We start from the raw sequence: 21,374 nt of genomic DNA, 5'->3' as shown, positions 1-21,374 counted from the left end.
GGATGTCTATGTTAGCCAAGATGCTTTTAAAATCCATGTTTAAACGCTTTAAAAATGGGGATTACCGCGTGATTTTTTGGGATAAGGACATTTATCAAAACGGCACAAAAACCCCTAAATTCACCATCAAATTCAACCGCCCCCTTACAATGGGTGATGTCAAAAAAGACATGTCCCTAACCATCGCGGAAGCCTACATGGATCGCGTGATCGACATTGAGGGTTCTATGGATGAAGTGGCGCGCGTGCTGTATCTACACACCAATTATGCCCATCTGCACAAGCATGACAGAGCCATTCCTTTCCAGCAACCCACCAAAGAGAGTTCCAATATCCAAAGCCATTACGATTTAGGCAATGATTTTTACAAGCTTTGGCTGGATGAAACCTTGAGTTATTCATGCGCCTATTTTAAAAAACATGACGACACCCTGCACCAAGCCCAATTACAAAAACTCGATCACACGCTCAAAAAACTCGATCTCAAACAGGGCGAAAAACTTCTAGATATTGGCTGTGGCTGGGGTTATCTCTCGATTCGGGCGGCTCAAGAATACAGCGTGGAAGTGGTGGGGATCACCATCTCAGAAGAGCAATTCAAGCAGGCTAGCCAACGGGTCAAAGACATGGGTTTAGAAGATCGGGTTACTATCCGTCTTTTGAATTATCAAGATTTAGATGGCATGCACGAGCGCTTTGATAAGGTGGTGAGTGTGGGCATGTTTGAACATGTGGGTAAGGAGAACCTGCCTTTTTACTTCAAAAAGGTCAAAGAGGTGCTAAAAGTAGGGGGCGTGTTTTTACTGCATTCTATTCTGTGTTGCTTTGAGGGCACAACCAACGCGTGGATTGATAAATACATTTTCCCGGGGGGGTATTTGCCCTCTTTAAGAGAGGTGATTTCTATTAGTGCAGAGAGTGATTTTCATTTAGTCTTAGCTGAGAGTTTGCGCTTGCACTACGCTAAAACCCTAGACATCTGGTATCAAAACTTCCTAGCCCACCAAGATCAAATCACTAAGATGTATGATGCGCGTTTTGTGCGCATGTGGGGGCTGTATTTGAATAGTTGCGCTTCGGCTTTTCGCGTGGGGAGTGTGGATCTCTACCAACTCCTATTCACCCACAGCGTGGATAATAGCATCCCCTTGACCCATGAGTATATTTACAAGAGCTAAGCCGCTATGGGTTATCCTCTTTAGAGTTACGATAGCTTTGATCAAAACCAAATGAGTCTCCCTATTCTCTTAGCAAGCACCCCCCATTTTGCTTGGTGCGCTCTTTTGTATCGCCAATCTTGGCTAGCCCTCTGCTGGGTACCAAATGTGTTGTGAACCAGCAAAGACGCTAGCAAGCTTTAACCCACATCGTTAGAGCATATTTTGGCTATGCCACCACACTTTTCAAAGCCAAAAGATCAAACGCGTGCCAAATACAGAGCGTCCTCCACGCCCAAAGCAGGTTAAAGACGCTTGTCTAGCTGTTTGTAATGGTATAGGGCGATGGCGCACAACAAGCCAAAGGGGAGCACAATCCCTAATTCGGGGTAAAATAGACCAGCGATGCTAAATTTTCCCAGCGCAAAGAATAAGCCCCAAAGAATCAAAGAGAGGATGATGAATTTCAAACTCAAGAGAGCAAGATTTTCATAGCGCGCTAAATTGGGGGTATAACGCGCAATGAGGATTGCTGTCAGGGGCACAAAAAAGGGCAAGAAGATAGACACATACAAAAAAGCGCGCACCTTTTTAGTGTCCCCGTGTTGGGCATAGAGCACACGCAGGGAGCGCAACGCATCTGTGATAGAAACAGCCGGCTTATTTTGGTAGATAGTGTCTAGCACTTTGGGGTGAAAACCCTTCAAGGTTTTAAGCAAAGCACTATTTTCTAAGCGCAAGCCCTGTTGCCCTAAGACTAGGGGGGTGGGGAGTGTGGCTGTGCTTGCGTCATGCAAAACCCAATACCTGTGTTCAAACACCGCATGGTTAGCTTGGGCGACTGCGCTGAGTTGGTTGTGGGTGAGGGTAAAAATTTTGATGTTTTGGGCGCTTTGCAAGAGGGGGTTAATCTTGCCAAAGTAGACATAGTCATCGTTATACTTCACCAAGAGATTTTCTGAAATATTGGTAGGACCATCCTTGTAGATGATGGCTTGGGCTTTCTCTTGCATGTAGACAAAGGGGGTGGCATTCAGACCAATGAAGATGAGGATTAACACCAAATTGATGACCAACATCGGTCTTAGAACTTGTTTGATAGAGTAGCCAATAGCCAGCAGGGCACTATATTGGTTGGAACGGATAAAGGCGATGTAAAAGAGCACCAAACCTAAGAGCAAAGAGATAGGGAGGGTGTAGTTAAGGGCATAGAGCGCATCGTAGACAAAGAATAATAAAATTAGATTAGCTGCATCGGGGAATTTGTCTGCATACTGCAGGCTGTCAATGCCAATAAAGAAAAACTCTAAGGCGCACAGAATAATCCCGCAATACTTCAGATAGTAAGAACCTACAAAGAGCCAGAGTCGCATGGGGAGGATTTGTGGGGGTTGTGCGTGAAACGCGCTTGCATGCGCGCAAAATCATCGTGTTCTAAATAAAAGCACAGGGCTTGTAAAGCGCGTTGGAAGACTTGTTGTTTTAGGGGTTCTTCTTGGGCGTTAAAACCCTCCAGCACATGCGTGCGCGCATCCTCACCCCGCCCGATCCCAATTTTGAGCTTGTAAAAGGGGTGTGGGTAGTGCGCCTCTAGGGATTTGAGCCCATTATGCCCCCCAGAACTTCCCTTAGCCTTGAAACGCAAAGCCCCCAGGGGCAGATCTAGATCGTCATGCACGACCAAGAGCGCGCGCACGGCATGCGTGCGCAAAAACGCGCTCAACGCTTCTCCGCTAAGGTTCATGTAAGTCATGGGTTTTAAAAGATAACAAGAATAGGGCGCGATTGTGGCGTAGTGGTAATTAGGGGCACTTTTGAAACGCGCCCCAAATTGTTGGGCTAGCAAATCCAGCACATCAAAACCCACATTATGGCGCGTGTGCGCGTAGACCAAAGTGGGATTTCCCAAGCCCACAAGTAATCTCAAGGGTTATTTAGCCTTAATTACACCCACTACAGCGTTATGGGGGTTTTCTAAGAGTTTGACAGAATCGGGCACCTGCAAATCCCGCACCAAGATCACATCGCCTACATCTAGGGGCGCGACATCTAGCTCGAAACTAGAAATGAGATGTTCTGGGGCGCACTGCACATGCACGCGCTCTTTAGAGAGCATCAAAATCCCCTTGTTTTTCAAGCCCACAGGAATGCCATGCACTTTCACGGGCACATAGAATTTAGAGGGCACCCCCGGATTTAAAACCAGCAAATCCACATGCATCAAGGCGTTGCTCACGGGGTCCTTTTGGTAGCTTTGAATCACCACATGGTAAGCTTGCGCGCCTACCTTGACTTGAAAATCCAAATGGGGCTTGTTTTTGACAAACCGGATAAAATCATTGCTCTTAAAGGTGGCGTAGACATTTTCTACCTTATTGCCATAGAGATTAGCTAGCAAATAGCCCTCTTTTCTAAGGGCTTTCCTTTGGGATTTGGATAGCACTGCGCGCGCCTGACCCTCTAACATCATTGTCCTTCATTAAAAAAGATAAACTCGAATTCTAACATATCCTAGCTTAAGTGGCTAATTTATGCTAGGATCGCCAAAAACTTTAGGATGGCAATGAAGTGGTGGTGCTTGGTGTGGGCGTTGGTGGGGAGTTTAGGGGCTAAGAATTTAAGCTACATGTCCTCATCGTATCAAGGGGGTATGGTTGTTTTAAAACAGGGGCACGACCAAGCTCTTACAAGGCGCGTCCATTTCTTGGGGCTATGAAATCAATCCCAAACACGATTGGGCTTATGGACGCTACTATGTATTTGTAGATTATGGGAATGTGCTTTTAGAACCCCATTCTAAAAGCCAAGTCAATCTCTTCACCTATGGGGTGGGGGGGGATTTCATGGTGGCTTACAATAAAAACCCCATCAATTCCTGGGCGTTTTTCTTTGGTTTACAGCTTGGGGCTAACACTTGGATCGTGAATCAAAGGGCTAGCGACATCGTGCTGAACACTTGGAATTCTTTTAAAGAGTTGGTATTTGGTCCCTACCAATCCACCTATTTTAGGGCGATTGGGACCTTTGGGGTGCAATTTCGCACCATCGTAACCTGGCACATCGTAGATGTAGAGGTGGGGATGAAAATCTTTTTAAATCCTGAACCCAAAAGTGCCTTTGAGAGGAGTGTGGTGTTCTGCATCTCTCATGCCTGGCACTTTTAGACTAGGGCTAGAGGCGGCTGGCGTGATCCCTAAGGTATTCTTGCACACCTTCATGGGTGGGTTTCATGCCCGCATCGCCTTTGCGCCAACCAGCAGGGCACACCTCGCCATTTTCTTCAAAGAACACCAAAGCATCCACCATGCGCAACATTTCATCTACATTGCGCCCTAGAGGAAAGTCGTTAATGACGGCATGGCGGACTTTTTGGTGTTTGTCGATCAAAAAAGAGCCACGCAGAGCGATCGCCTCGTCAAAGAGCACTTCATAGCTCCTAGCGATCTCCTTTTTGACATCAGAAACCATAGGGAAGCTCACTTGCCCGATCCCCCCATTTTCTACAGGGGTGTTTTTCCACGCGTAATGCACCACTTCGGTATCAATAGACACCCCAATTACATTGAAACCCCTGTCATGAAAATCTTTAATGCGGTGATCAAAGGCGATGATCTCAGAGGGGCACACAAAAGTGAAGTCTTTGGGCCAAAAGAATAGCACCGCGCCATTCCTCCCTAAGTTTTTAGAAAGCTCAAAATTATCGTCCACTTGGTTATTGGGCATAATGGCGGTGGCTTTGAAGTCTGGGGCCAATTTGGTAACTAACATGAAAACTCCTAGTGATTATTTGTCAAAAGACGCGCCACTATAGTCAAAATAGCCTAAATAATCAAGAGTCCTTAGTTATACTAGCCCAACTCTTCTTCAAGGATTGGCTTGAAACAACGCTCTGTTAAGCTATTTTGGCGTTCCCTAAAGCAACTCTTGTCTTTCTTAAACCGGCGCGACAAGAAGATCGCGTTTTTCTTAGTGTTGATGTCCATAGGCTTATCCCTCCTAGAAGTGCTCACCATTAGCATGATCATGCCCTTCATCACTTTGGCTAGCACCCCTAATCTCATTTTGAGTCATCCTTACAGCAAAGCCTTCTATGAATGGCTGCACTTCAAAACCCCCCTGCATTTCATGTTTGCCTTTAGCCTCGCTCTAGTGGGACTGTATTTATTCAGGATGGGTTATAGTGTGCTTTTTACCTATCTCAATAGCCGTTTTGCTAACCAAAAAGCCCATAAGATCGCCCAGCAATTATTCTTGCGCCATATCCAAGCCTCTTATTTAGAACACACCAACTTGCACTTAGATCGCATCCGCAACACCATCACCACCAAAAGCAACCAGACAATGGAAGGGTTTGGGGCATTGTGGAATTTGCTCTCAGAGAGCATGATCATTGTGTTTTTATACATTTTGCTTTTGTTGACAAATTGGAAGATGACTTTAGTCTTGAGCGTGTTGCTCTTATTGCAGGTGTATTTTATCACCAAACACATGTCCAAGTCCATCCAAAAAAAAGGCCAAGTTGTCAGCACCTCAGGCGAATACTCTTTAAAGGTGCTCTCCAAATTCTTTGGTAACTTCAAACTCACCCGCCTTAAAAATAACCACCTAGAAGCCTGTGAGCGTTTTTCAGAATATAGCCTTAAAAGCGCGCGCGCCAAGGTCGCCTACCAAACCATGCAGGTGATGCCCAATAAAATTTTAGAAACCATTGGTTTTATTTTATTGATCTTGGCGGTGGCTTATGTGCTTTACAAATACGGCGAAGCCCAAATGGTCTTACCCATCATTTCCATGTATGCTCTAGCTCTCTACCGCATGCTGCCCTCTGTGAGTCGTATTTTAAGCAGTTACAACGCTATTGTCTACCACCAACACGCTATCAATGTGGTGTTTAAGGAGTTCCACAAACCCATCCTAGAAGAAGGAGATACCCCCCTGCACTTCAAACACAGTGTCCGTTTGGAAAATGTGTCCTTTGCCTACAAAGCCCACCATCCCGTGTTGCAAAACTTCAATCTCACGATCCACAAGGGACAAAAAGTGGCTTTCGTGGGGCCTAGTGGGTGTGGAAAATCCACTTTAGTGGATATTCTCATGGGCATGTTTACACCCAGTTTGGGCGCAATTTATGTGGACAACCAAGTCTTAAGCCCAGCAAATATCAAAAGCTGGCGGCAGAAATTTGGTTATATCCCCCAACATATTTATCTCTTTGAAGGCAGTATTGCAGAGAACATCGCCTTTGGTAGCCCCCTTGATGAGAAAAGAGTGGTAGAAGTGTGCCAAATAGCGCGCATTTATGATTTTTTAGCCCAGCACGAGGGGGTTTATACCCAAGTGGGCGAGGGAGGGGTGAAGCTTAGTGGAGGGCAAAAGCAACGCGTGGGAATTGCGCGCGCGCTGTATGACAATCCCGAAATTTTAGTGTTAGATGAGGCCACTTCTGCGCTTGATACCTTGACAGAGAGTGAGATCATGGAGGAAATCTACCAAGCCACCCAAGATAAAACTCTCTTGGTGATCGCGCACCGCCTAAGCACGATCGAGCGTTGTGATGTGGTTATTGATTTACAAAATATCTGCCACAATCCTGCAAGTTAAAGTCTTGGAAACTCTCAATATAACCACTTCCAAGCCCCTTTAACGCCTTGAGCGCGGGGTTGTTATAGCCCAAAAAGGCGATGCCATTAGAGCGCGCGCTGGTGTAATCATTTTGGCTATCCCCAATCAACACCATCTCTTTGGGCGTGTAGCGATACGCCTCGATCAAGCGTGCTAACACCTTGACCTTAGCCGGGGGACTCCCTGCAATGCTTTTAAAGTAGGGCGTGATCCCTAAATAGCTACAAAGTGATTGCAACTCCGTATGCAAAGCCGCAGAGGCGACATGGAAAGGATAGTGTTGGTAATGCGCTTGGATAAAGCCCATCACTTCTGTATTGAGATGACTCTTAGAAAAGAGTTCTTTGGCGATGATTTGACCAAACTCTAACACCAACTCCTCTATTTGGGAGGACTCTAAGGGCGTGCCTAAGATGTGGCGGTAGAAATGATCGATTTTCTCTCCCCTAGAGACTCCCCCGCTTGCGTAGTGGTATACCTCAAAGGCTTGCCATGCTTGGGGGTCTATATCCCCAAAAAGACGCTTATACCCCATGCACTTCAAATGCATGCTATCAAAGATCACTCCGTCAAAATCCCACACCACCACTTTAAATTCCATCAACACTCCTTGAGATTGAAAATCTAACACAATCAAATTAACCGCCCAAATTTACGCTCTCTTCGCTCAAACAACGCGATGATCTCTTGCAAATGTGCGGGAGTAAAATCCGGCCACAGCACCGGACTAAAGAAGAGTTCAGCATAGCTAGATTGCCAAAGCAAGAAATTAGACAGGCGCATCTCCCCACCCGTGCGCACCAACAAATCTACATCGGGCATGCCTGCTGTGTCCAAATGCGCCCCAATGAGCTCTTGCATATCTGTCCCCTCTTTTTTGTGGTGTAAAATGCGCGCGCAAGCCCTAGCGATCTCATCGCGCGCACCGTAATTGAGGGCTAACACTTGGGTTAGGGCACTGTGGTGGGCGGTATCCTTCTCGAGGGCTAAGATGGTTTGGCGCAAAGCGGGGTTAAAGCGTTCTAAATTGCCAATGGCTTTAAAACGAATCTCGTTCTCTAAATAGGTGGATCGCTCTTGAATCAAGTATTTTTTGAGCATGCGCATTAAAAAATCAACCTCTGTTTTAGGGCGACTCCAATTTTCTGTAGAAAAAGCATAGAGGGTTAGATAGGCAATGTGGTTTTGAGCGCACCAAATGGTGATATTGCGCAGGGCGTTAATGCCTTGTTGGTGTCCATGTGTGCGGGGTTTGCCCTGTAATTTCGCCCACCTGCCATTGCCATCCATAATAATTGCTAGATGTCTTAAGGCATTCATTGCGCGCAAATATCCACTAAATAGGCGATGTGTTGGAAGGGGATTTTAGTCTGCTGGCTCAAGCCCACCTCACATGTGCTAGAGCTACAAAACCCGCGTTTTAAATGTTTATCCTTGTAAAAGCGCGCTAAATCTAAGAGGGCGTGTTGGTTTAACTCGGGAGTTAAAAAGCCCTTATTGCCTGCAAAGCCACAACAACCCGTATCGCTGTGCTCTAACACCTCCCCCTGCACGCATGCTTGGGCTAGATCGCGCATAGATTGGCTAAACCCCAATCTTTTAGAGGCGCACATAGCATACAACGCCACACTCTCATCTAAGGGCTTGATTGTGAGGGATTTTAGCAAGATTTCATAGATAAAAATAGGCATGTCATAAATGGGCAAACCTGTGCCGTGTAAATTCTCTATCAAATGCGCGCTACACGCGCTGTGATCGAGCACAATGGGGATCTGTCCATTGTCTGAGAGGCGTTTTAAAAGCTCGGTATTATTGCGCGTGTTTTGTGCGCTCAAGTCTTCATAATTGATAAAAGCCTTGCCACAACAAAATTTGGGCAATTCATGCGGATAAATCACCCCAAAGCCCGCTTTTTTGCACAGCGATTCAAAGACTTCTTGCAAACTGCGCGAATCGGGCATGCGTTTGGAGGGGGCAAAGGCGCGATTGATGCAAGTAGAGAAATAGAGGACATTTTTAGCTGAGGGTTTGCTGTGCAATTTATAGGCATTGGAGCGGGGCATGTAGGCAGAGATGGCTGGTGTGCCCAGTTTGGCATGGGCTTGCTTGGAGAGTTCTTGCAATCTCTTAGGACCTAAAACCACTTGCCCTATTTGTGCCACGCTTAAACCTACTTTAAGCGCGCTAATGGTGTTGTCCAAATGTTTTAAAATCTCTTTGGCAAGCAGGGGGGCTTTTTCTTGAGCACGGCTTTTAAGCGCGATGGTTGCGCTATCAATGCCCAAAGGGCAAAGAGTGGAGCACATATGACATGCCGCACAGGTTTCATCGCTCAAATAGGCATACCCCTCTAATAACTCCTCTAGCAAGGCTTGATCGCTTACATGTCCTTCTTGAGCGCGCTTTGTCAAATGGGCGATCTCTCTTTGTAGCACGATGCGTTGGCGGGGCGTTAAAGAGAGATAACGACTCGGACAAATGCGCTCACAAAAGCCACACTCCATACAAGGTTCTAGCTCAGGGGTGATAGGCACACTCTCTTTTAAGTTTTTGGTGTGGATGTGGGGATCGTCTGAAATAATGACATCGGGATTAAGCAAGCCTTGCGGATCAAAGAGAGCTTTAATGCGCTGGCAAATGTTATAAGCCTTTGTCCCCCACTCTAGCTTGACAAAGGGGGCAACCATGCGCCCGGTGCCATGCTCGGCTTTGATCGAACCTTGCAAAGAGGCGACCATGTGGGCTAAATTCTCCATCAGCGCGCTAAATTGTGCCCTCTCTTGGGGGTTTTCTAGTAGGGGAGTGATCAAAAAGTGCAAATTCCCACTTAGGGCATGCCCAAAGATCACGCTGTGCTCTTTAAAACCATGCTTTTCTAGCAACTCTTGTAAGTGGGCGATCCCCTCTTGCAAATGCGCCATGTCAAAACATAGATCTTCTGTGATCACGCTTGCCCCCATGCGCCTGCGCCCCGCTACGATGGGGAAAAGCCCTTTGCGGATCTTCCACCAAGTGTTGTATTCTTGAGGCTTGGAGCTTTGCGCAAGGGGGAGGATTGTGCCCACAGCTTGTAATTTTTCTAGCACAAAGGCGCTATTTTTCTCTAAGGTGTTGGGGTCTGCGCTCTCTAGCTGGGCTAAAATGCAAGCATACCCGGGTTTGACTTGAGCTAATACGCTGGGCATCCCCTCCACGCCCTGCACACTGGCTAAACAGGCATAGTCCATCAATTCGGCGGCACTGATTTTATCCGCATTTTGGGCTAAAATGCGCACCGCCTCTAAAGCGGCGTTAAGAGTTTCATAAAAGAGTAAAAAGCAAGTTTTAAAAGGCAAATCGGGGACACAATGGAGCTCACAGCTAGAGATAAAACCTAGCGTGCCCTCTGAGCCAATGAAGAGATGGCTTAAAATCTCAATGGGGTCTTCAAAATCAATGAGGGCGTTTAGACTATAACCGGTGGTGTTTTTGATCTTATATTTCTTGGCAATGAGGGCGTGTAATTCTGTGTCCTCTAGGATTTCTTGGCGCAAATCTAAAAGAGTTTGCAAAAGGGGGGCATGGCTTTGCTTGAAGTTGGCTACACTTCTAGGATCGCTAGTGTCCAAAAGCGCGCCATCGGCTAAGATCAGGCGGATAGATTTGAGGGTTTGATAACTATTTTGCGCCACTCCACAACACATCCCACTGGCATTATTGGCTAAAATCCCCCCCAGCATTGCTGTAGCGATGGTCGCTGGGTCTGGTCCTATTTTTCTCAGGTAGGGTTTTAGGGCATTGTTAGCTTGTGCGCCGATCACACCACAACCCAAGCGCACACTTGAATCCTCAGGGTTGATTTGGATGTCTTGCCAACCCAAACTAGCCATCACCAAGACTCCCTCAGAACATGCTTGTCCAGAGAGTGAACTACCTGCCGCGCGAAAAGTAAGCGGGGTATGGTATTGACGCGCTAGGGCATAAATACGCATGATCTCCGACTCACTCTGTGCCTTGATCACAAGCTTTGGGATATAGCGATAACATGAAGCATCGATGCCATAGACCACGCGGCGTAAATAATCCTTGTAAATTCGATCGCCTAAAAACTGCTGGGCTTCTTGGTAAAAGGCGGTGTAGTTAGCCTGCATGAGATTGAGCCTTTGAAATGAGATAAGGCATTTTAGCACTTCTAGTTGTCTGTGCGTAGGGGTTTTTACATTCCAAACATAAATGTGCTAGAATTTGGGAAAAAATAAAGGATAGTGATGCATGAATACGCCCACCACCGCGTGGATTTACAGGATTTCAACCCTAAGGATTGGTGTATTATAGACATTCGAGATGCACAGGCTTACCAAGAGGCGCATTTGAAAGACGCGATCCACCTCAATGACCTAGAGGCTATTAGGCAATTTGCCCTAGAACGCCCCATGAGCAAAATTCTCTTGCAATGCTACATAGGGCGCAGTGCCGCCCATTATGCTAGCCTATTGCACGAAGCAGGGCTAGAAAATGTCTATTTTCTAAAGGCATGTGTGGAGGATTTTGAAGCGCATGGTTTAGAGATGGTGCGCGCCTAATTGCAACCTAGTATCGTGGTGGTAGGGCTTAGACCGTATGAGGACGATTTGCAGGTCCAAAGCCTTGTTTGCAACACCCTAGAGTATCTGCCCCTTGGTGCGCAAGGTGTGAATATAAGCACACCCCAAGGGGTGCTAGATGTGAGTGGCATCGGCGCGTTGCTATTCACCTCTAAAAATGCCCCCCTAGCCCTAGAACATAGTCTGCAAAACACGCATGTTTTGGCGGTGTTGAAGAGCTTGCCTAGCTTTGTGCTAGCTCCCCAAAGCGCGCGTTGGGCTCAAGATTTAGGCTTCCAAGTTGCCTTTGTCGGGCAAAGAGCCCAAGGCGCGTTATTCGCTCAAGAAGTGTTGCCCCACTTACAGGCGTGCTTGCAAACCAAAAGCGCGTTGTATGTGCGCGCCCAGCACAGCGCGTTCAATTTAGGGGCGTGGTTACAAGCCCATGTCAGCGTGCAAGAACTCATCGCCTACACCAATAAACCCCTAAAACTATCCGCCCATCTCAAGCCCCCACCCCACTCCATTCTCATTTTTAGTGCCCCGAGCGCTTACAAAGCCTTTGTGTTTAATTTTGGCTGGGATACAAGTTACCGCGCCATCGCCCTAGGGGAGAGCACCTACCGGGCTTTTGAATCCCATGTGCGCGCTCTCATTAGCCCTGAACCCAGCTTGCAAGCCAGCGTGGCGTTAGCCAAAGAATTGGCTAGCTGTGTTAGATTGGTCTAAAAAGGAGAGTGGCATGGGTATGGTGGTTTGGGCGGCTTTGGGGGGGGCTTTGGGGAGTTCTTTGCGCTATTTGGTGGGTAAAGTCGCCCCAACACGCTTTTTAATGTGGGAGAGTTTCCCCCTAGGCACTTTCAGTGTGAATTTGATCGGGTGCTTTGTGATCGGCTTTGCGGGGCATTTAGCCACAAGGGGGGTGTTAGGAGATCGCGTGGGGGTATTTTTCATCACGGGGGTGTTGGGAGGCTTTACCACCTTTTCTTCTTTTGGGCTAGATACCCTAAAACTCTTGCAAAAGCAGGCTGTCAGCGAAGCCCTAGCCTATGTGCTAGGCACAAATCTCTTAGGGTTAGGGTGCGTGGCGTTGGGCTGGGGCTTGGCTAAGCTGGTGGGTTAGCCACCTGCTTTTCTTGCGCCTTGATCTCTAAGAAATAGCGCGTTAAGATAAGGGTCTGCAATAAGGTAGCAAAGAAGTTAAAGACGGGGATTAAAGAGAAGAGATAGGCTAAAATCGCCACCTTGTGGAGGGGGATTTTGTGATCCCTTAGCACTTGTGTGTAGCGTTCTTGATTAAAAAGAGAAGTGGCGATGTCAAAACAGAGGGTGTTCTTAAAAAAGAAGTAATGGGGGATTAAAGAGAAGAAGACTCCAACAAAGGGGATGAAGTAAAGCGGGATACACACCAACAAAAACATACACAAATAAGCCAGCTGTTTGAGGAAGTGTTGTAAGCAAAAGTTAAAATCTCCAAAGCCCTCTAGGCAGAGGTCTGGGTAGTCTTTCTTGCGCACGAAAGAAACCACGATGGGGGTGTAAAAGATCGCCACTAGCACATTGCCAACCAAGCTTAAGATCAGCACAAACAAGCCCAGTAAGATGTAAACAAAGGTTTTAAACAGCAACAAGAAAAACGCGGGCATAAACCCCCCGCTGTGCGCGTAACGATACCAGCTAGTGGGTAAAAATCCCTCTATAATGCGCACCAGATTATCCCCAAAGTAAAAGAGCAAAATCCCCCAAAACAACAGCCCGACAAGCACAGGACCCAAATTTAAAAGCAACATTTTCCAACTCAAAAAGTCTTTCCAACTCTCTTGGATGGTGCGCAATGGACCTTTCATGACTCCCTCTTTCTTATTTATTTAAGTTTAGCATGCTAAAATGCAAGCTTATGTGCGCTTGCTGTAGCAGGCTCTCATTTTACAATACTTTGGAGAATTTTATGGTTAAAAAAAGCGTGTTGAGTGTGGTCTTGGCCGGTGTGCTTGGCGTGGGCATGGTGGGGGCAACCACCCTAGCGACCGTTACTTTTCCGAGCGCGCAAACGGGCAAGGCAAATAAAAAGACCAAAAAGGTTAGCCAACCCGAAGTGGTGGACATCACAGAGAGCGATTTTGATGTAATCAAGCAGAGAAACCCCAATTTTGACTTTGACAAGCTCAAAAAAGATCAACAAATGAGCTTGCTAGAACAAGCGATTAACAATCTCTTAATCGAACGAGAAGCTAAAAAAGAGAACTTAGAGGACACCCCAGAGTTTAAGCACAGCATGGAGAGCTATAAAAAGCAACTCTTAGTAGAGATTTGGGCTAAGCGCAAGGCAGAGGTTATTGGCAAAGAGGAAATTCCAGAAGCGCAGCTCAAAAAGTATTACGAAGCCAACAAGTCAAAATTTGTGCAACAAGAGGCACAGGCTAGGCATATCTTGGTTAAGACGGAAGCCGATGCCAAGCGCGTGATCTCTGAGCTCAATAAAGTGCCCAAGAACAAATTGGAGCACGAGTTTATCAAAATTGCCAACCGCGACTCCATTGATCCCAACACCAAAAACACCAAAAACGGAGGCGATCTAGGTAAATTCCAAAAAAACCAAATGGCACCCGAATTTTCTAACGCGGTTTTCTCTCTTAGACCGGGCACCTACACCAAAAAACCCATTAAAACAGAGTTTGGTTACCATGTCATCTACTTGATGAAAAAGAACGAACCTGTAACCCCTACCTACGCGCAAGCCAAACAAACCATCATTGGGATCATCAAAGAACACCAATTCCAAGAGTATGTCAAGGGCGAGTTAGACAAATTGCGCAAACAAGTCAAGATCGACATCAAATAAACCCCTGTTAGGAGCACCCCATGTTAGTCAAAGGCAGTGAGATTCTCAACAAAGCCCACCAAGAGGGCTATGGCGTGGGCGCGTTTAACTTCGTGAATGTGGAAATGTTACGCGCCATTTTTGAGGCAGCAGATAGTGCAAAATCCCCCTTAATCGTGCAAGCCAGTGAGGGAGCGATCAAGTATCTGGGCATTGACATGGTTTTAAGTCTCGTGCAAACAATGGTTAAGCGTTATCCTCACATCCCTGTAGCCCTGCATTTGGATCATGGGACGACTTTTGAGAGCTGTAAAAGAGCCGTGGATGCGGGCTTTACCTCTGTGATGATTGATGCCTCCCACCACCCTTTCAAAGAAAACCTAGAGCTCACTAAGCAGGTGGTCGATTACGCTCACTCTAAAAATGTAAGTGTAGAGGCAGAGTTAGGGCGTTTGATGGGGATTGAAGACAATATCTCTGTAGATGAAAAAGACGCGGTCTTGGTCAATCCGGACGAGGCTGAAGAGTTTGTCAAAATCAGCCATGTGGATTATTTAGCCCCAGCCATAGGCACAAGCCATGGAGCCTTTAAATTCAAGGGCGAACCTAAATTAGATTTTGAAAGGCTTGTAGAGGTCAAAGAGCGCACCAATATCCCTCTAGTCTTGCATGGTGCTAGCGCGATCCCCCAGAAAGTTAGCCAATCCTTCCTAGCCACAGGGGGGGATTTAAAGGGAAGCAAGGGCGTTCCCTACGCGTTCTTGCAAGAGTCCATCAAGGGGGGGATCAACAAGGTCAATATAGACACCGATTTGCGCATCGCTTTCATCGCGCAGGTGCGCAAAGTCGCCAACGAACACCCTAGCGAATTTGACTTACGCAAGTTTTTTACCCCGGGCATTGAGGCGGTCAAAGAGGTCATTGTAGAGCGCATGCACCTACTGGGTAGCGCTGATAAAATCTAGGAGGATTTGATGGCTATTGGGATGAGTGAGCTAAAGAAAAACCTCAAGATTGAGATTGCTGGTGTGCCTTACCGTATTGTGGAATACCAGCATGTCAAGCCGGGCAAGGGGGCAGCTTTTGTGCGCGCCAAGATCAAGTCTTTCCTAGATGGCAAGGTGATTGAGAAGACTTTTCATGCCGGGGATAAGTGTGAAGAGCCTAATTTAGTGCAAAAACCCATGCAATTTCTCTACTTTGATGGCACAAGCTACCAATTCATGGACACAGAAACCTATGAACAGATCGCTTTGAGTGAGGATCAGGTGGGCGAAGCTCCCAAATGGATGCTAGAGGGCTCGCAGGTGCAAGTGCTATTCCACAACCAAAAGGCGATCTCTGTAGAAGTCGCCCAAGTGGTCGCGCTCAAAATCGTGCAAACCCCCCCCAATTTCAAGGGCGACACTTCCAGCGGCAGCAAAAAGCCCGCCACCCTAGAAACCGGCGCGGTGGTGCAAGTGCCCTTCCACGCCCTAGAAGGAGAGGTGATCAAGGTCAATACCCAAACCGGGGAGTATTTAGAAAAACTCAAAGCCTAAAAGGGGGGGGTGCTCACATACTCTTTGGGACCTGCACATCGTCATAGTCGATCGCTTGATCGAAGACCTTACTAACGCCACGCATGATCTGCTGGATCGTCTTGTTGTCAAGCACCTCGATATTGGTCAATAGTTGTTGCAGGCGCGCTGGGTTGTAGCTATTAACCCGCACCAACATAAACACCTCTTGGTTATTGGGGTTGATGTATTCGCCTAGCTGGATTTCCTTGCCTAAGCTCGCTGCGATGGCTTGGGTGATCATCTTGAAAATCTCGCTATCAAAGGGTTTTTGTTCTGCGTTCTGGGCTACAGTGTAAGCCCCCTTGATTTTATCTGCGATGTGGATCGCCACGCGGAACCTAGCGCGCTCCCTAGCGATCTTTTCGGATCGCTCCACCTGCCCGTTGATGACATGGGAGCTGTCTATCCCTTGGGTTACAAACATGCTCCTATCTTGGATCATCCACATAGGCATGTTTTGCAAGAAGACCTGTTTTTGGTGTTGGGGTGCGCACGCACCTAGCCCAAAGACTCCTACCAGTGCTAAGGTGCTGATTTTCCAAGTCATCGACCTACACACCCCTACGCCAAAGCACCCTTGACTTCATTGACCCACGCCTCAATGCGCCCATCGGTGAGATCGTCTTGGTTGTCTTCATCTAAGACTAGCCCCACGAACTTACCCCCCTCTACAGATTTAGAAGCCTCAAAGGTATAGCCATCTGTGGAGGTGAAACCTACAACTTTACCCGCCTTAGCTTTTTCATACAGATGATAAATTCCCTCTGCAAAGGTCTCAGAATAGGTGTCTTGATCGCCCAACCCCACTAGCGCGATGGTTTTATTGGCAAAATCGGCTTCACTTAGAGTGCCCAAAAAGTCCTCCCAATCGCTTTGTAAGTCCCCAGCTCCTGCTGTGGGAGCCACCAACACCACAGAGCTAAAGCTATCAAAATCCGCCTTAGAGGCTTTAGCCACATCAAAAACCTTAGCCCCGCCTAGTTTTTCAGAAAGCTTATTGCTGATAGTCTCAGAATTCCCGCTATCCGTTCCATAAAAAATCCCAACTGCCATAACTATCCTTTAGCGAAATTTAGCATCAAGTGCTCCCCCCATTGTAGCCAAGTTTAAAGAAAATATCAAGCCCCCTTAATGTCCCCCGCGTTCCTTTGTGAAATCATGGTGGGTTTGCGCATCGCTCTCCAAAGCCACCTCTTCAAAGATTTTTTTGACACCTAACATAACCTGCTTGATTGTTTCTGGGTCTAAGAGACTGATCTCTGATAACGCCTTGCCTAAACGCTCTGGGCTATAGCTATTAACCCGCACTAGCATAAACACCTCGTGATTATTGGGGTTGATGTATTCGCCCAATTGCACTTCCTTATCCAAACTAGTCGCAATGGCTTGGATCACTTCTTTAAAGACTTCGTTGTCGTAGGGCTTTTGCTTAGAATTTTGCGTAACATTGAAGACATCTTTAAGCCTGTTGGCGATGTGGATTGCCACGCGGAATCTAGCGCGCTCCCTAGCGATTCCCTCTGAGCGTTCCACTTGACCGTTGATGACATGGGAGCTGTCGATCCCTTGTGTGATGTGCATGCTTTGATCTTGGATCATCCAAGTGGGCATGTTTTGCAAAAAAGCTTGTTTCTTGGGGCTCATCGCGCACGCCCCCAGCATGAGCGCGCCTACCAGCGTTAGGGTGATACGCCTAGACATAACTTTCCTTTAGGTTTGATAGAGGATTGTAGCGTATTTTTAGGCAGAACTTCAATAACAGTGCGCAGAGAGTTTAAAGGGGTTATGGCGGTAAGGATAAGGGTCGATACTCCACTCAAAAACGCGTTCTTGCTGGCGCGCTAGGGGGGTTTTAAAGGTTTTCAAATAGGTTTTGGCAAAGAGCCAATGGGAGAGAATCTCTTGCAACTTATTGTGGAAAGGATTCAACACATCCAGGCGCAGGCTACATTGCTGGAAATCCAATCTCCCTTCATTTTTGATCTTCACTTGCGCGACAAAGGCATTCGTGTAGACAAGCGCAGCGGCATGTTCGATGCTGGTTTGGATTTTCAAGAATTGGTCTTGGGTAACATAGCGCACCCCAAAGGGCGCGCCAAAGAGCGCCACAAACGAGAGCCCCAAACACAGCGCAGAGATCACCCCCCTAAAGACAATCCCCATAGAAAAAAAGCATAAAAAGAGAAAATAATGCCCTCCAAACACCCATAGAGCTAAGGGGCTGGTCTGCGCCCAAAAGGCTTGTAATGTCTCCAAAAGGTGTTGCAAAATGGCGTTCATGGCTATTTATGCGCCCCTTGTGTGGCTAGGGCTTTGGGTTTACTCTTGGTGTCTAGCCAAATATTGGGCACAGCCCCCCCGGGGGTAAGTAAAATCTGGGCGTTTTGGTTGGCTTTAAGCGCTTCATTAAATTGCCCTTGCACCTCAATTTGGCGTAAGCTTAAGAGCTTATCGGTCAGGCTTTGGGCGATACTCAAATTAGCTGCGGATTTAGCCTTGGCTTCAATCACGATCGCATCAGCCACCCCTTGGGCTTTGATCCGATTGGCATCTGCTTCCCCCTTAGCTAAGGCTGCTAACTTCTGTGCCTCTTGCTTGGCGCGTTCCACCTCATACTTCACTCTTTCAGATTCCTGCCTAGCAATCTGCACCTTTTCAATCTGTTCCTTGATCTTTTGGGGCAACACAATCTCTCGAAGCTGGATTGAACTAAGTTCTACGGGGGCATTGGGCAATTTGGAAACCTCTTTATTGATGTCGGTATTGATCAGCGTGGCGATTTCATTGCGCTTGATGGGCAGATCTTCTGCAGGGTAGCGCCCCACCACGGAGCGCACCACATCGCGCACCACCGGGTTGATGATCTTTTGCTCCCAGCTCAAGCCATAAGTGGCGATGGTTTGGGGTGTGGTTTGGGCATTGAGGCGATATTGCACGGTGAGCTCAATAGAAACCGTCAAACCCCTAGAATCCATCACATTGATCGCGTCATTTCTAAAAATGCCTTGATTCTTGCCCACAATCCCCATATCTTCCGTGCGGGAAAAATTAATCGTGCGCACGCGCGTATCGATCACCAAAATATCTTGCACTAGGGGGATGAAAAAGTGAATCCCGGGCTGTAAAGGCAGGGGATCGTATTTCCCGGCGGTGATCTTGATGCCAATTTCACCAGATTGGATGATGGTGAAGGGCTTGGCTAAAACCAACAACACCAACACGATCACAAAAACCACAAAGCTGGTGAATTTCTTAGATTGCAAGAAATTAGGAGGTAGGGTGGGTTTAAAAGGAGGAGGGTTCTTAGGCTGGTTGGAATTTTTCGAATCCTCAGGGCGGGGATTGGATTGTTTGTTTTTGAGATGCTCGTTGAGATCAATGGGCATGGCTGTCCTTGCGCGCGCGGGCTAAAATGGCTGTTGTCATAAACTACCTTTGTCTATACCCTTGTCGTGGGGGTTTATGAGTCTTAGAGTGGGATCTGGAGTGTTGGTAGGGTTTTTTGGAGGGGGGGCGATCTAGGGCATGTGGGTCTAGGGCGATCTTTTGGCTTTTAAATTGTAGGCTCAAGAGTTTTAAGGTGAGTTGAGCGGGTTCAAATTGTTCCATGAGTCGCTCATACACGCTCACCACCTCTTCATCGACCTCTACCTTAGAGAGCGCGCGCACCAAGCGATCTTCATCCATGTTGGGGATTTCATACAGTTCAATGCTAGAACCGATCTCTTTTTGCATGCGCAAGAGTTCTTTATACTCTAGGGGGGTTACTAGAGTGATGGCAATCCCCTTTTTGCCCGCGCGCCCCGTGCGTCCGATGCGATGGATATAACTCTCAGTGTTGAGGGGCAAGTGGTAGTTAAAGACATGGCTTACATCGCTAATATCTAACCCCCGACTGGCTACATCGGTAGCCACCAGCACATCGGCGCGCTTAGATTTAAAAGCCTTGATGGATTCTTGACGCGCGCGCTGTTCCATGTCCCCATGCAAAGGTGTGGTCTTATAACCTCTCTCCACTAAAAATTGGTGCAACTCGTCCACTTCGCGCTTCATGCGCATAAAGATGATGCTCTTGTTGTGGTTTTCTTTATCTAGCAAGCGCATGATCGCCTCATTGCGCTCGTGTTCGTTGATCACATAAAAGCGTTGTGAGATGTCGGCATTGGTAACATGGCTGGGCGCGATGTGGATAAAGGCGGGGTCTTGTAAAATTTTGGTGGCTAATTCTTTGATGGGGGGGGGCATGGTGGCTGAAAAGAGTAAAATTTGCGCGTCCTCGGGCAGGTAGTCAAAGATTTCTTCAATATCATCTAAAAAGCCCATGTCTAGCATCTCATCGCTTTCATCTAATACGACTACCTTAGGCGCAAAATTTTTTAACCTCTTGTGTTTGAGGTGGTCTAAGAGTCGCCCGGGTGTGGCGATCATCACTTGGGGCTTTCTCTCTAAAAGCTCGCATTGCTTGCGGATACTCTGCCCACCATAGACGCAAATAGTGCGCGTGCGCGCGCTCTTGCCCAAGCGGAAAATCTCATCGCTAATTTGCATCGCCAATTCTCTAGTGGGCGTGATGATGAGGGCTTCTACACTTTGGTCGTTCTTGAGATTGTGGATAATGGGCAGAGCAAAGGCGGCAGTCTTGCCCGTGCCCGTTTGGGCTTGGGCGATCACATCTTTGCCCTGCAAAATTAACGGGATAGCCTTTTCTTGAATAGGGCTAGGTTGCACAAAGCCCACATCCGCAATGGACTTCAAAATCTTGGGATGCAAACCCAAATCTTTAAAACTCACAGAAGTTTCTGGCGCGCTGGAATGTTCTGTTGGCATGGATAAAAACAACCTTTGTTGGGATTTTAATGGGGATAATCCTAAAGTAAATTCACGCTATTATAGCTAAAAAACCTTAGGATCGTCCATGCTAGAAAATGGTCTCTTATCTGTTTTTGATCAAACTCCCTTGATCGCCTCTTTTTTAGCCGGGCTCTTGGCTTTTTTGAGCCCCTGCGTGTTGCCCTTGATTCCTGCCTATCTCTCCTACATTAGCCAAAGTTCCCTAGAAGAGATCAAAAACGGGCGGGTGCATCGTTTTGGGGTTTTGCTCAAGGCGGGGTTATTTGTGCTAGGCTTTGGGATCGTCTTTTGGCTCTTAGGCGCGTCTATGGCGCGTATTTTGCATAATTTCTTTTCGAATGTGTGGGTGCGTGTGCTGGCCGGGGGGGTTGTCTTGCTCTTTGGTTTGCATTTTTTAGGGGTGTTGCGCTGGAGTTTTCTCTACCGCGCTAGGGTGCTTAACCTCAACATGGGGGCGCAAAATACCCTTTTGCGCCACTTATTACCTATTGTGCTAGGTATGGGCTTTGCGCTGGGTTGGACTCCTTGCATTGGTCCCATTTTCACGAGCATTGTGCTCTTAAGCGGGAGCGAACAGGCTTATGGCTTGACGCTTTTAGGGGTGTTTATCGCCGGGTTTGGGATTCCTTGGTTAGTGGTGGCTTTGGCATTGGATAAGGCTTTGAATTTGCTTAAAAGCGTCAAACCTTACATGCGCGCTGTGGAGATAGGCACTGGGGCGATTTTGTTACTTATGGGTGTGCTGATTATGAGTGGCAAGATGGAATCCTTGGGCGCGTGGTTGGGCTAGGGGTGTGGC

Annotated in this window: 23 protein-coding genes and 1 pseudogene; 10 read left to right on the top strand and 14 right to left on the bottom strand. The window is 47.3% G+C overall.

Features of this window, described 5'->3' with window-relative positions; all coding sequences use genetic code 11:
- Window positions 1-8 precede the first annotated feature (8 nt).
- Window positions 9-1,178: a class I SAM-dependent methyltransferase gene (locus EAO33_RS00240; protein WP_120943817.1), complete on the top strand. Its 1,170-nt coding sequence runs from the start codon at window positions 9-11 to the stop codon at window positions 1,176-1,178.
- 284 nt (window positions 1,179-1,462) lie between these two features.
- Here EAO33_RS00240 and EAO33_RS00235 read toward each other — a convergent pair whose 3' ends face one another.
- Genes EAO33_RS00235 through EAO33_RS00225 form a run of 3 tightly spaced genes read right to left on the bottom strand, consistent with a single transcriptional unit; the run spans window position 1,463 to window position 3,624 of the window.
- Complete coding sequence (locus EAO33_RS00235; protein ID WP_120943814.1) at window positions 1,463-2,530, bottom strand: LptF/LptG family permease; 1,068 nt, start codon at window positions 2,528-2,530, stop codon at window positions 1,463-1,465.
- Window positions 2,509-3,084, bottom strand: coding sequence for an aminoacyl-tRNA hydrolase (gene pth, locus EAO33_RS00230; RefSeq protein ID WP_120943812.1), 576 nt, complete (start codon window positions 3,082-3,084; stop codon window positions 2,509-2,511). Before pth ends, EAO33_RS00235 begins: the two co-directional genes overlap by 22 nt.
- Window positions 3,085-3,087: 3 nt before the next feature.
- A complete protein-coding gene (locus EAO33_RS00225; RefSeq protein ID WP_120943809.1) occupies window positions 3,088-3,624 on the bottom strand; it encodes a 50S ribosomal protein L25/general stress protein Ctc in 537 nt (178 codons plus the stop codon).
- A gap of 90 nt (window positions 3,625-3,714) precedes the next feature.
- Between EAO33_RS00225 and EAO33_RS00220 the strand changes: the two are divergent.
- Window positions 3,715-4,321 (top strand): annotated as a pseudogene (locus EAO33_RS00220) (outer membrane protein).
- Window positions 4,322-4,328: 7 nt separating this feature from the next.
- On the opposite strand, the gene EAO33_RS00215 reads toward EAO33_RS00220, so the two are convergent.
- Window positions 4,329-4,925: a peroxiredoxin gene (locus tag EAO33_RS00215; RefSeq protein ID WP_120943806.1), complete on the bottom strand. Its 597-nt coding sequence runs from the start codon at window positions 4,923-4,925 to the stop codon at window positions 4,329-4,331.
- Between the two features lie 255 nt (window positions 4,926-5,180).
- Here EAO33_RS00215 and EAO33_RS00210 point away from each other — a divergent pair, with 255 nt between their 5' ends.
- On the top strand, window positions 5,181-6,758 hold the full coding sequence (locus EAO33_RS00210; protein WP_235852964.1) for an ABC transporter ATP-binding protein: 1,578 nt from the start codon (window positions 5,181-5,183) through the stop codon (window positions 6,756-6,758).
- Here the strand turns inward: EAO33_RS00210 and EAO33_RS00205 are convergent.
- From EAO33_RS00205 to EAO33_RS00195, 3 genes are read right to left on the bottom strand one after another with little or no spacing between them, the layout of a single operon-like run.
- Window positions 6,718-7,380 (bottom strand): HAD family hydrolase, encoded by a 663-nt coding sequence (locus tag EAO33_RS00205; protein WP_120943801.1) that lies wholly within the window; start codon window positions 7,378-7,380, stop codon window positions 6,718-6,720. The genes EAO33_RS00210 and EAO33_RS00205 overlap by 41 nt on opposite strands.
- 32 nt (window positions 7,381-7,412) lie before the next feature.
- The gene (locus tag EAO33_RS00200; protein WP_120943798.1) at window positions 7,413-8,099 is read right to left on the bottom strand and encodes a di-trans,poly-cis-decaprenylcistransferase; all 687 of its coding nucleotides are present in this window, start codon (window positions 8,097-8,099) and stop codon (window positions 7,413-7,415) included.
- Window positions 8,096-10,909: an FAD-binding and (Fe-S)-binding domain-containing protein gene (locus EAO33_RS00195; protein WP_120943795.1), complete on the bottom strand. Its 2,814-nt coding sequence runs from the start codon at window positions 10,907-10,909 to the stop codon at window positions 8,096-8,098. Before EAO33_RS00195 ends, EAO33_RS00200 begins: the two co-directional genes overlap by 4 nt.
- A 117-nt stretch (window positions 10,910-11,026) precedes the next feature.
- Here EAO33_RS00195 and EAO33_RS00190 point away from each other — a divergent pair, with 117 nt between their 5' ends.
- The 3 genes from EAO33_RS00190 to crcB are packed head-to-tail and all read left to right on the top strand — an operon-like array spanning window position 11,027 to window position 12,464.
- On the top strand, window positions 11,027-11,341 hold the full coding sequence (locus tag EAO33_RS00190; protein ID WP_162982146.1) for a rhodanese-like domain-containing protein: 315 nt from the start codon (window positions 11,027-11,029) through the stop codon (window positions 11,339-11,341).
- Complete coding sequence (locus EAO33_RS00185; protein WP_120943792.1) at window positions 11,342-12,070, top strand: uroporphyrinogen-III synthase; 729 nt, start codon at window positions 11,342-11,344, stop codon at window positions 12,068-12,070.
- Window positions 12,071-12,083: 13 nt separating this feature from the next.
- Window positions 12,084-12,464, top strand: coding sequence for a fluoride efflux transporter CrcB (gene crcB / locus EAO33_RS00180; RefSeq protein WP_120943790.1), 381 nt, complete (start codon window positions 12,084-12,086; stop codon window positions 12,462-12,464).
- Here the strand turns inward: crcB and EAO33_RS00175 are convergent.
- A complete protein-coding gene (locus tag EAO33_RS00175; protein WP_120943787.1) occupies window positions 12,448-13,188 on the bottom strand; it encodes an EI24 domain-containing protein in 741 nt (246 codons plus the stop codon). The genes crcB and EAO33_RS00175 overlap by 17 nt on opposite strands.
- A gap of 101 nt (window positions 13,189-13,289) precedes the next feature.
- Between EAO33_RS00175 and EAO33_RS00170 the strand changes: the two genes are divergently transcribed.
- Genes EAO33_RS00170 through efp form a run of 3 tightly spaced genes read left to right on the top strand, consistent with a single transcriptional unit; the run spans window position 13,290 to window position 15,703 of the window.
- Window positions 13,290-14,183 (top strand): peptidylprolyl isomerase, encoded by an 894-nt coding sequence (locus EAO33_RS00170; protein WP_120943784.1) that lies wholly within the window; start codon window positions 13,290-13,292, stop codon window positions 14,181-14,183.
- Between the two features lie 20 nt (window positions 14,184-14,203).
- The gene (locus tag EAO33_RS00165; RefSeq protein ID WP_120943781.1) at window positions 14,204-15,127 is read left to right on the top strand and encodes a class II fructose-bisphosphate aldolase; all 924 of its coding nucleotides are present in this window, start codon (window positions 14,204-14,206) and stop codon (window positions 15,125-15,127) included.
- 9 nt (window positions 15,128-15,136) lie between these two features.
- Complete coding sequence (efp, locus tag EAO33_RS00160; protein WP_120943778.1) at window positions 15,137-15,703, top strand: elongation factor P; 567 nt, start codon at window positions 15,137-15,139, stop codon at window positions 15,701-15,703.
- A gap of 13 nt (window positions 15,704-15,716) precedes the next feature.
- Here the strand turns inward: efp and EAO33_RS00155 are convergent, their stop codons facing one another.
- The 6 genes from EAO33_RS00155 to EAO33_RS00130 all read right to left on the bottom strand — a co-directional run bounded on the left by EAO33_RS00155 (window position 15,717) and on the right by EAO33_RS00130 (window position 20,551).
- Window positions 15,717-16,271 carry a hypothetical protein gene (locus EAO33_RS00155; protein WP_120943775.1) on the bottom strand — a complete coding sequence of 185 codons (555 nt, stop codon included), beginning with the start codon at window positions 16,269-16,271 and terminating at the stop codon, window positions 15,717-15,719.
- A 14-nt stretch (window positions 16,272-16,285) separates the two neighbouring features.
- The gene (locus EAO33_RS00150) at window positions 16,286-16,777 is read right to left on the bottom strand and encodes a flavodoxin (protein ID WP_120943772.1); all 492 of its coding nucleotides are present in this window, start codon (window positions 16,775-16,777) and stop codon (window positions 16,286-16,288) included.
- Between the two features lie 75 nt (window positions 16,778-16,852).
- Window positions 16,853-17,425 carry a hypothetical protein gene (locus EAO33_RS00145; RefSeq protein WP_120943769.1) on the bottom strand — a complete coding sequence of 191 codons (573 nt, stop codon included), beginning with the start codon at window positions 17,423-17,425 and terminating at the stop codon, window positions 16,853-16,855.
- A 51-nt stretch (window positions 17,426-17,476) separates the two neighbouring features.
- Window positions 17,477-18,004, bottom strand: a complete 528-nt coding sequence (locus EAO33_RS00140) for a DUF2393 family protein (RefSeq protein WP_120943767.1) — start codon at window positions 18,002-18,004, stop codon at window positions 17,477-17,479.
- Window positions 18,005-18,006: 2 nt separating this feature from the next.
- Window positions 18,007-19,110, bottom strand: a complete 1,104-nt coding sequence (locus EAO33_RS00135; RefSeq protein ID WP_120943764.1) for an SPFH domain-containing protein — start codon at window positions 19,108-19,110, stop codon at window positions 18,007-18,009.
- A gap of 43 nt (window positions 19,111-19,153) precedes the next feature.
- Window positions 19,154-20,551 (bottom strand): DEAD/DEAH box helicase, encoded by a 1,398-nt coding sequence (locus EAO33_RS00130; RefSeq protein ID WP_120943761.1) that lies wholly within the window; start codon window positions 20,549-20,551, stop codon window positions 19,154-19,156.
- Between the two features lie 88 nt (window positions 20,552-20,639).
- Between EAO33_RS00130 and EAO33_RS00125 the strand changes: the two genes are divergently transcribed.
- Entirely contained in the window at window positions 20,640-21,365 is a 726-nt protein-coding gene (locus tag EAO33_RS00125) for a cytochrome c biogenesis protein CcdA (protein WP_120943758.1), read from the top strand.
- Window positions 21,366-21,374 lie beyond the last annotated feature (9 nt).

Origin of the sequence: Helicobacter labacensis (assembly GCF_003660285.1) — a bacterium.
Taxonomy (GTDB): Bacteria; Campylobacterota; Campylobacteria; order Campylobacterales; family Helicobacteraceae; genus Helicobacter; species Helicobacter labacensis.
The sequence above is the reverse complement of the archived record's forward strand: the minus strand, read 5'-3'. Positions and strand labels throughout refer to the sequence as shown.

Bases quoted from the DNA above. Each gene is read 5' to 3' on its own strand.
- EAO33_RS00240 (WP_120943817.1), top strand. From the start codon at position 9: ATGTTAGCCAAGATGCTTTTAAAATCCATGTTTAAACGCTTTAAAAAT.
- EAO33_RS00235 (WP_120943814.1), bottom strand. From the start codon at position 2,530: ATGCGACTCTGGCTCTTTGTAGGTTCTTACTATCTGAAGTATTGCGGG.
- EAO33_RS00225 (WP_120943809.1), bottom strand. From the start codon at position 3,624: ATGTTAGAGGGTCAGGCGCGCGCAGTGCTATCCAAATCCCAAAGGAAA.
- EAO33_RS00215 (WP_120943806.1), bottom strand. From the start codon at position 4,925: ATGTTAGTTACCAAATTGGCCCCAGACTTCAAAGCCACCGCCATTATG.
- EAO33_RS00210 (WP_235852964.1), top strand. From the start codon at position 5,181: ATGCCCTTCATCACTTTGGCTAGCACCCCTAATCTCATTTTGAGTCAT.
- EAO33_RS00205 (WP_120943801.1), bottom strand. From the start codon at position 7,380: ATGGAATTTAAAGTGGTGGTGTGGGATTTTGACGGAGTGATCTTTGAT.
- EAO33_RS00200 (WP_120943798.1), bottom strand. From the start codon at position 8,099: ATGAATGCCTTAAGACATCTAGCAATTATTATGGATGGCAATGGCAGG.
- EAO33_RS00195 (WP_120943795.1), bottom strand. From the start codon at position 10,909: ATGCAGGCTAACTACACCGCCTTTTACCAAGAAGCCCAGCAGTTTTTA.
- EAO33_RS00190 (WP_162982146.1), top strand. From the start codon at position 11,027: ATGCATGAATACGCCCACCACCGCGTGGATTTACAGGATTTCAACCCT.
- crcB (WP_120943790.1), top strand. From the start codon at position 12,084: ATGGGTATGGTGGTTTGGGCGGCTTTGGGGGGGGCTTTGGGGAGTTCT.
- EAO33_RS00175 (WP_120943787.1), bottom strand. From the start codon at position 13,188: ATGAAAGGTCCATTGCGCACCATCCAAGAGAGTTGGAAAGACTTTTTG.
- EAO33_RS00170 (WP_120943784.1), top strand. From the start codon at position 13,290: ATGGTTAAAAAAAGCGTGTTGAGTGTGGTCTTGGCCGGTGTGCTTGGC.
- EAO33_RS00165 (WP_120943781.1), top strand. From the start codon at position 14,204: ATGTTAGTCAAAGGCAGTGAGATTCTCAACAAAGCCCACCAAGAGGGC.
- efp (WP_120943778.1), top strand. From the start codon at position 15,137: ATGGCTATTGGGATGAGTGAGCTAAAGAAAAACCTCAAGATTGAGATT.
- EAO33_RS00155 (WP_120943775.1), bottom strand. From the start codon at position 16,271: ATGACTTGGAAAATCAGCACCTTAGCACTGGTAGGAGTCTTTGGGCTA.
- EAO33_RS00150 (WP_120943772.1), bottom strand. From the start codon at position 16,777: ATGGCAGTTGGGATTTTTTATGGAACGGATAGCGGGAATTCTGAGACT.
- EAO33_RS00145 (WP_120943769.1), bottom strand. From the start codon at position 17,425: ATGTCTAGGCGTATCACCCTAACGCTGGTAGGCGCGCTCATGCTGGGG.
- EAO33_RS00140 (WP_120943767.1), bottom strand. From the start codon at position 18,004: ATGAACGCCATTTTGCAACACCTTTTGGAGACATTACAAGCCTTTTGG.
- EAO33_RS00135 (WP_120943764.1), bottom strand. From the start codon at position 19,110: ATGCCCATTGATCTCAACGAGCATCTCAAAAACAAACAATCCAATCCC.
- EAO33_RS00130 (WP_120943761.1), bottom strand. From the start codon at position 20,551: ATGCCAACAGAACATTCCAGCGCGCCAGAAACTTCTGTGAGTTTTAAA.
- EAO33_RS00125 (WP_120943758.1), top strand. From the start codon at position 20,640: ATGCTAGAAAATGGTCTCTTATCTGTTTTTGATCAAACTCCCTTGATC.